The organism is Streptomyces marinisediminis (genome assembly GCF_026262575.1).
Classification (GTDB): Bacteria; Actinomycetota; Actinomycetes; order Streptomycetales; family Streptomycetaceae; genus Streptomyces; species Streptomyces marinisediminis.
In genome coordinates this window covers 69,047-76,409 of record NZ_JAPKFL010000027.1, presented here as the reverse complement: position 1 = coordinate 76,409, position 7,363 = coordinate 69,047, and the positions used below count along the sequence as shown (strand labels likewise).

Annotated in this window: 8 protein-coding genes and 1 tRNA gene; 3 read left to right on the top strand and 6 right to left on the bottom strand. The window is 74.5% G+C overall.

The window, feature by feature from the left end; translation table 11 throughout:
* Positions 1–400, bottom strand: a 400-nt coding sequence (locus OSB71_RS20130; protein ID WP_265949975.1) for a hypothetical protein, incomplete at its 3' end; no start/stop codon positions are given.
* 81 nt (positions 401–481) lie between these two features.
* Here OSB71_RS20130 and OSB71_RS20125 point away from each other — a divergent pair.
* Together OSB71_RS20125 and cyaB are read left to right on the top strand one after the other, a co-directional pair.
* Complete coding sequence (locus OSB71_RS20125; RefSeq protein ID WP_265949973.1) at positions 482–1,336, top strand: helix-turn-helix domain-containing protein; 855 nt, start codon at positions 482–484, stop codon at positions 1,334–1,336.
* An 18-nt stretch (positions 1,337–1,354) separates the two neighbouring features.
* Positions 1,355–1,915, top strand: a complete 561-nt coding sequence (cyaB, locus tag OSB71_RS20120) for a class IV adenylate cyclase (protein WP_265949971.1) — start codon at positions 1,355–1,357, stop codon at positions 1,913–1,915.
* A 122-nt stretch (positions 1,916–2,037) separates the two neighbouring features.
* Here the strand turns inward: cyaB and OSB71_RS20115 are convergent.
* The 3 genes from OSB71_RS20115 to OSB71_RS20105 all read right to left on the bottom strand — a co-directional run bounded on the left by OSB71_RS20115 (position 2,038) and on the right by OSB71_RS20105 (position 4,490).
* Positions 2,038–2,110 (bottom strand) — tRNA-His (locus tag OSB71_RS20115).
* 430 nt (positions 2,111–2,540) lie between these two features.
* Positions 2,541–3,152: an oligoribonuclease gene (orn, locus tag OSB71_RS20110; RefSeq protein WP_265949970.1), complete on the bottom strand. Its 612-nt coding sequence runs from the start codon at positions 3,150–3,152 to the stop codon at positions 2,541–2,543.
* Between the two features lie 27 nt (positions 3,153–3,179).
* On the bottom strand, positions 3,180–4,490 hold the full coding sequence (locus OSB71_RS20105; RefSeq protein WP_265949968.1) for a helix-turn-helix domain-containing protein: 1,311 nt from the start codon (positions 4,488–4,490) through the stop codon (positions 3,180–3,182).
* A gap of 825 nt (positions 4,491–5,315) precedes the next feature.
* On the opposite strand from OSB71_RS20105, the gene OSB71_RS20100 reads away from it, so the two are divergent.
* Entirely contained in the window at positions 5,316–5,876 is a 561-nt protein-coding gene (locus OSB71_RS20100; RefSeq protein WP_265949966.1) for a universal stress protein, read from the top strand.
* 558 nt (positions 5,877–6,434) lie between these two features.
* Here the strand turns inward: OSB71_RS20100 and OSB71_RS20095 are convergent.
* Both OSB71_RS20095 and OSB71_RS20090 read right to left on the bottom strand, forming a co-directional pair.
* Positions 6,435–6,656 (bottom strand): helix-turn-helix domain-containing protein, encoded by a 222-nt coding sequence (locus tag OSB71_RS20095; RefSeq protein WP_265949964.1) that lies wholly within the window; start codon positions 6,654–6,656, stop codon positions 6,435–6,437.
* Complete coding sequence (locus OSB71_RS20090) at positions 6,656–7,153, bottom strand: DUF2975 domain-containing protein (RefSeq protein ID WP_265949963.1); 498 nt, start codon at positions 7,151–7,153, stop codon at positions 6,656–6,658. The genes OSB71_RS20095 and OSB71_RS20090 overlap by 1 nt, the downstream gene beginning before the upstream one ends.
* Between the last annotated feature and the right edge of the window lie 210 nt (positions 7,154–7,363).

Here is a 7,363-nt window from a genome sequence, read left to right as displayed (position 1 = left end):
CTCCGACCGTGGCGGCGAGGCCGACGGTGAGGGCCTGCTCCAGTACGTCCGGGTCCGTCCACGGGCCGCCCGGGTCGGGGAGGGTGAGCCAGCGCAGGGTGCCCCAGCGCTGTCCGGCCGGGGGCACGAGGATCGCGGTGCTGCCCCGGGAGAGCACCGCGACGCCGTCGAGCCGCGGCCACAGGGCGGAGGCGCCGGGCGGGATCAGCCAGGTGCAGAGCTGGTCGACGCTGTCCTCGATGACAGCGCCGGAGCGGCCGTCCAGGGCACCCAGGACGGCGTGCGCGAGAGGCGCCGGGACGCGCGCGGCATCCCACCACAGCCCGGCCCGCTGGTACTCGGGACGCGGGCCCGGCGGCGGCGCCCAGGCGGCAGGTTGGAGAGAGGAGTACACCGTCATACCGCCTACGGTGCGTGGTCAGTGCGTCGCGTTGCGATCCCCAGGCGGTAATCTCACGGTGGGATACCACCGGAGGTGCCAGTGCCCACAACCCTCCCCCTCGAACTCCCGCCCCGCGTCTGGGACGACGCGGCCATGCGCGAGGCACTCCGGGCCCGCGATATCGGTGCCGTCTTCCGCGGCTGTCAGAGGTACGGCGTCAGCCAGACCCGGCTTGCCACGGCCACCGGAATGACCCAGGCCCGCGTCTCCGAGGTGATTCGAGGGCGCCGCGAGGTGGAGCAGTTCGCCGTGATCGAGCGGATCGCGGGCGGGCTGGCGATGCCGGACGACGCCCGGCGGCTCCTCGGGCTCGCGCCCGCCCGTGAGCGGCGCACCGCGCCGGAGCCTGCGGCGTTCGAACTGGCGGCGTTTCCAGAGATTCTGCGCGTCTACCCACGGCAGGCCGGGGCCGCCGAGGAGATTCAACGCGCCGCCGTCGCCGCACGGGAGATCGATGTCCTCGCCGTCCGCGGCTTAGGTTTGTTGGCGCTGAACGACTCGCTACTCCGTGCCAGCCTGCCCCACTCCCACGGCGGGCTGGGGCTGAGACTGCGGGTGCTGCTGCTCCACCCCGAAGCGGACGCCGTCGAGCAGCGTGCGGCCGAGATCGGCGAGTCCGCCTCCGCACTCGCGGCCGGCATCAAGCTGGCGACCGAGCGACTGGCCGAGCTGGCGGACTCCGGGCGGGACGTGCACGTGTTCTGGTACCGGATGCTGCCCACGTGGCGGGTGATCAGGATCGACGACGTGCTGTTCGCGGGCACGTTCACGCCCGGGTGGGAGGGACACGAGTCCGCGATGTACAAGGTGACGCGCACCGAGAGCGGGCCGCTGTTCTCCGGCCTCGGGCGCCAGGTTGAGGCGCTGCTCGCGGAGTCGCACTGCGCCGTCTGAGACGAGGGAGACACCAACGTGATCGAGGCAGAGCGGAAAGCCGTCGTGCGTGACGCCGAGCGGGTACTCGCCACGCTGGAGACCACCATGGACGGCCCGGGGCGGGCCGAGGTGTACCAGGACACGTACTACGACCTGCCCGGCGCGCTGCTGGACGCCGAAGGGCGCGAGCTGCGGGTGCGGACGGTACACGGGCGGGACGGCGCCCGCACCGTGCTGACCTACAAGGGCGGCGTCGTCGACGAGGCGTCCGGCTCCAAGAGCGAGTCCGAGACGGAGGTGGCCGACACCGGGGCGATCCACGACATCGTGCGCGGCCTCGGCTACCAGCCGCTGATCCGGTTCGAGAAGCACTGCCGGAACTACAGCACGACGCTCGGCGGGCGGCAGATCCTCGTGACGCTCGTCCGCGTGCCCGAGATCGACGGCACGTGGCTGGAGGTCGAGACCCAGGCGACTGAGGACGACCTCGGCGACGCGCTCGACACCGTGTGGCGCGTCATGGCCGACCTGGGCATCGATGAGGGGGACCTGACGACCGAGCTGTACACGGACGCCGTGCGCGCCGCGCGAGGCTGACACGCGCAGCAGTGCCCCCTCGGTCGAGCGCCGCGTCCAGGGCGTGGGCCCCACGGGGCTCCGAGGTCTGGGGACGAGCGAGGCCCCGTCCGCATGCAGCGGACGGGGCCTCGACCTACGAGGGTGAACGACGGGACTTGAACCCGCGACATCCTGGACCACAACCAGGTGCTCTACCAGCTGAGCTACGCCCACCACGACCGGCTCCCGCGGGCTTCCCGCGCACCGGCCGATACGAGTGTACAGGGTCCGCGACCCTTCTCGCGCCCACCTTCTCCCGGCCCCGCTCCGGCCCGGCGCGCACGTCGGAGCGTGCCCCGAACCGGACCTCCGCGCGCCCGGGGCCGCGCCCGGCGCGCGCTCGGGCGGGTGCCGCGCGCCGGGGCGCGGGCGGCGGCGTCCGACGCGGCGCACGGGATCGCGCCCGGCCGCACGTCGCCCGCGACGGTGCGAGCCCGACGACGCCCGGCGCACCGCGCACGCGCCCGCGCACGGGCGGAGCGGCGTCCGGCACCGCACCCGCGGCGGGCTGGGCGCCGGCCGCGGTGCTCCCGCCCGTGCGCGGGCGGGAGTACCGCGAGTCCGTCCGCGCGGCGCGCGGAGGCCCGCTGCGGCGCGTGGCGCGTCAGGCGGAGCCGGGCCCCGTGCCGCCGTGGCGGGCGGCGATCGCCTTCGCCGTCTCCGAGTCGGGTCCCGGCGCGGGGACGAACACCGCCTCGCGGTAGTACCGCAGCTCCGCGATGGACTCCCGGATGTCGGCCAGGGCGCGGTGGGTGCCGCCCTTCTCCGGGCTGTTGAAGTACGCCTTGGGGTACCAGCGCCGCGCCAGCTCCTTGACCGAGGAGACGTCCACCATGCGGTAGTGGAGGTGGCCGTCGAGCTCGGGCATGTCCCGGCGGAGGAAGCCCCGGTCGGTGGCGATGGAGTTGCCGCACAGCGGGGCACGCCCCCCTTCGGGGACGTGCTCCCGCACGTAGGCGAGCACCCGCGCCTGGGCGTCGGCCAGCGTCGTCCCGGCGTCCAGCGCGTCGAGCAGGCCCGAGGCGGTGTGCATCGCGCGCACCACGTCGGGCATGGTGGCCAGGGCCCCGGCGGGTGGGCGGATGACGACGTCCACCCCCTCGCCGAGGACGTTCAGCTCCCCGTCGGTCACCAGCGCGGCCACCTCGACGAGCGCGTCGTCGGTCAGCGAGAGGCCGGTCATCTCGCAGTCGATCCACACCATCCGATCGTTCATGCGAGCACCCTACGTGCCGGGGTCGCGTCAGGGCACGGCGCGGCCCCGCTGACCTGGCACTCTGGCCGCGTACGCGGCGGCCTGCCGGCCGCCCGCGTCCCCGGCCGCTGCGGTGACGAGGTCGAGCCCGGACGCGAGCGCGGGGGCGGTGCCGTCCCCGCCGGGCCAGCCGCCCTCCTCCCGCAGCTCACCCCGTGCCTCGGCACGTACCTCCGCCCGCTGCTCCGCCCGCGCCTCGCCCCCGCCGTGCGGTGGCCGCGGCGCCCCGGTGGCCTCCGCGCCGCGCGGCGGGCCGGTGCCCTCGGCGGAGCTGGGGCGCCGCGCCCGGTAGGCGGCGCGGTACGTCGCCGGGGACGCGCCGAGCTGCCGCCGGAAGTGGCCGCGCAGGGCGACGGGCGAGCGGAAGCCGCAGCGGGCCGCCACCTCGTCCACGGAGTACTCGGAGGTCTCCAGGAGCCGCTGTGCCTGGAGCACCCGCTGGGTGATCAGCCACTGCAGCGGCGCGCTGCCGGTGAGCGCGCGGAACCGCCGGTCGAAGGTGCGCCTGCTCATGTAGGCGCGGGCGGCCAGCGCTTCCACGTCGAACTGCTCGTGGAGGTGCTCCAGCGCCCAGGCGACGACCTCGGCCAGCGGGTCGGTGCCGATCTCCTCTGGTAAAGACCTGTCCAGCCGGTGGAGTTGGCCGACGTCCGCGGCGTTGCCGCGGCGCGGTGGCACCACCAGGCGGCGGGCCAGCGCCCCGGCCGCCTCGGCTCCGTGGTCGGAGCGCACCACGTGCAGGCACAGGTCGATGCCGGCGGCCGTACCGGCGGAGGTGAGGATGTCGCCGTCGTCCACGAAGAGTTCGCGCGGGTCGACGTGGACGGCCGGGTACCGCTTGGCGAGCGTGGGCGCGTACATCCAGTGGGTCGTCGCCGGGCGGCCGTCGAGCAGGCCGGCCGCGGCGAGGACGAACGCGCCGGTGCACAGCCCCATGACGCGAGCGCCCTCCTGGTGGGCGCGGCGCAGCGCCTCCAGGGCCGCCGCGGGCGGCGGCTGGGTGATGGAGCGCCAGGCGGGGACGACGACCGTCCCGGCCCGGGCGATGGCATCGAGGCCGTGCGGAGCGGTCAGCTCCAGACCGCCCGTCGTGCGCAGCGGGCCCTCTTCCCCGGCACACACCAGCAGGCGGTACCTGGGAACGCCCGCGTCCTGCCGGTCGACGCCGAAGACGGAGAGCGGAATGGAGCTCTCGAATATCGGTCCGCCGCCGAACAGCAACACCGCTACGATCTCGCGACGCCTCCGGGCGGTCAGTTTCCGGACGGTCGCGGGGCCGTGCGATGGGTCCTGGCTCATGTGTCAAGCCCCCCTCAGTGGTCGCTTTCCTCTCGGTGTTGCACGGTGTCCCCCGCCGTGGTTTGCCAAGATCGAATCTACTGGGTCGTACGCGGTTGCGGTGACAAGTTCATCACTCAGCGCTTTGTCGACAAGGCAACGTGGCGTAAAGCATTCGATCACGAAGCGTCGCATCCGTCGACGGCGCGACGGGCGGGTCAGGGGCCCCTTTCCCGGCGTGTAGGGGGTGCGGACCGGTCGCGCTCCTTTCCGCTCCGGCCGTGCCGACCGCCGCGGAAGGTGCTCGCAAGGTGTGTACCACGGCGGCAACTTGGCCGAAAAGAGCGCGCGTCATACGTAACACCCATACCCCGCAGGCGTACGGGCCACATCGCTGCGAGCCGGACCGAACGGTGCGCAGCCGCCGGAGCCCCGGCGGCCACGGGCGCACGGGACCCGGCGCCGGGCCCCGGCTAAACCCTGCATAACGGTTCGACTCCCACCAGGTCACGACACCGGGCACACCAGTGGCGCCCGTCGGCCAGCCGTCAGGACGGCACCGGGGGCGCACAGGGGCACGAGGGCGCAGGCCACCGCGCGGACGGCGGGGCCGCGCGGCCCCGCACGGCCCCGAGACGGCGTTGCGCCGCGCCGTCCACTGGGGCATGCTTCGGCGTCAACCTCCCGGACGGGCCCGCCCGTCGCCCTGGGCACGGCGCGTACGGGGCCGTACCCTGGGGGTAGGGGGCTGGGAAAGATATTTCCCAGACGTTTATTTGAGCCCGCAACCAACGACCGCTTCCCTGCTCGCCCCTCCCTCCCGAGGATTCCTTCGCCGAGACGACCATGGCCGGACACGAGATCCCCGAACCCGCGGACCGCAAACCGGTCGCCGACGCACCGGCGATGCCCGACGCGACGGCACCGGACGCGGTCCCGCACGGCCCCGCGGCCGAGGACTCCCCCGGGCTCCACGCCGGCGACCCGGCGTTCCAGCACGGCGTGGTGGTCGGCTTCGACGGCTCCCTCTCCAGCGAGCGGGCGCTCGCCTACGGCATCGGCATGGCCCGCCGCTCCGGCTGCGGTCTGATCATCGTGCACGTCGCCAACCGGCTGCCCACGACCGTCTGGGCGGGGTGCGAGCCGCCCGTCTTCGTCGACGTCCCCGACCACCGCACCGAGGTGCTGGGACTGGAACTGGCGTGTGCGGACTACTTGTCCGAGGTGCCCTGGGTGCTCGTCGAGCGCGGCGGGGACATCTGCCACGAGCTGGAGGAGGTCGGCCGCGAGTACGAGGCCGACGCCATCGTGGTCGGCTCCACGCACGGCATCGTCGGCCGCCTCTTCGGCACCGTGGCCGGGCGCCTGGCCCGCCGCGCCCAGCGCCCCGTCGTCGTCATCCCCTGACACCGCCCGCGAGGCGCTCACGCGGCGTCGGCGACCGGCGGCGGGAGCCCACCGGCCGACCACCCGGGCGCGCTCGATTCCGCCCCGCACCGCCCGGTCGGCACGCGGCCCGACCGTCCGGCCCCGCCCGTGGCCCCGGTGCCGTCCCGGAGACACGTCTCCGGAGACACGCGGCACGCCGCCGGAGGCACGGGCGCGCCGACCAACGGCACGCGCCAGAGCGCGCGCCCGTGCCCCACTCCAGCCCACACCGGGCAACGGCGCACACGGGCGAGGCGCCCGGGCGCACGGGCGGAGACGGGCGGAGGCGGAGGCGCGGAGGCGGAGGCGCGGAGGCGCGTGGGTAGGGCGGCGTCGCGCCGTCGAGTCGCAAACTACTCACCCGTAGGGGGTGGATTGTGCGCTTGTGACGGGCATATAGCCGTACAACGTGCTGCCGAAGGGGAGGTGACGGCCCCGGACGGCAGTGGTGCGGCGGCGTAATGGGCGACGTCGGCCGCCGAGGCGGCTCCCCGGGCGTATGGTGGCACGCCCGGGGAGCCGCCTCTCGCCGTCCCGTCAGCCGTCCGCCGGGGGGCCGGGCTCCCAGCGCAGCAGGTCCCCGGGCTGGCACTCCAGCACCTCGCAGAGCGCCGCGAGCGTGGCGAAGCGCACCGCCTTGGCCCGGCCGTTCTTGAGCACCGCCAGGTTGGCGGGCGTGATGCCCACCCGCTCCGCGAGCTCGCCCACGGACATCTTCCGCTTGGCCAGCATCACGTCGATGTCGACGGCGATCGGCATCAGATCACCTCCGCCAGCTCGGCCCGCATCCGCGCGGCCTCGACGTCGCGCGCGACGGCCTGCGCGAGCAGCATCCGCAGCACGAGCACGATGAGGGCGACCCCCAGCACGGCCACGACGGCCCCGCACATCAGCAGCACCACCCCCGGCGCGACGGCCTCGCCGGGCGCGAGCAGGACGGCGAGCGCGAACAGCAGCAGGGCGGCGGCCACGATCGCGCCGATGACGACGTGCACGTACCGGAAGGCGGCGTGCGAGAAGACCGTGCCGCGCCGCACCATCGTCACCAGCCGCCACACGCAGACCAGGACGACCTGGACCGTCACGATGCCCAGGAACACGAGCGCCAGGATCGGGGTGCGCAGGTGCGCGAGTTGCCCGTCCAGCTCCTCCAGGTCGACGGCGAGCAGCGGCACCATGACCGCCTGCACGAACACCGAACCGGCGAGCAGCACCACGAGCACGACGCGCAGCGCGAGCACCGTCAGCTTTCCCATCGCCCCTCCTTCGATCGAGCAACGATGGAAAACTATCGAAAGTCGATAGGAACGGCAAGCGCCGATCCGGCCGCACCGAGCGGGCGCCGGGTGGTGCGGCGGGCGGCAGGCGGCGAGACGGCTTCGCGTCCCGCGCGGCAGGCGGCGAGGAGGCGAGGCGGCCCCGCGTCCGCGCGGGCCGGGCGGACGCGGGGCCGCCCGGCACGCGTC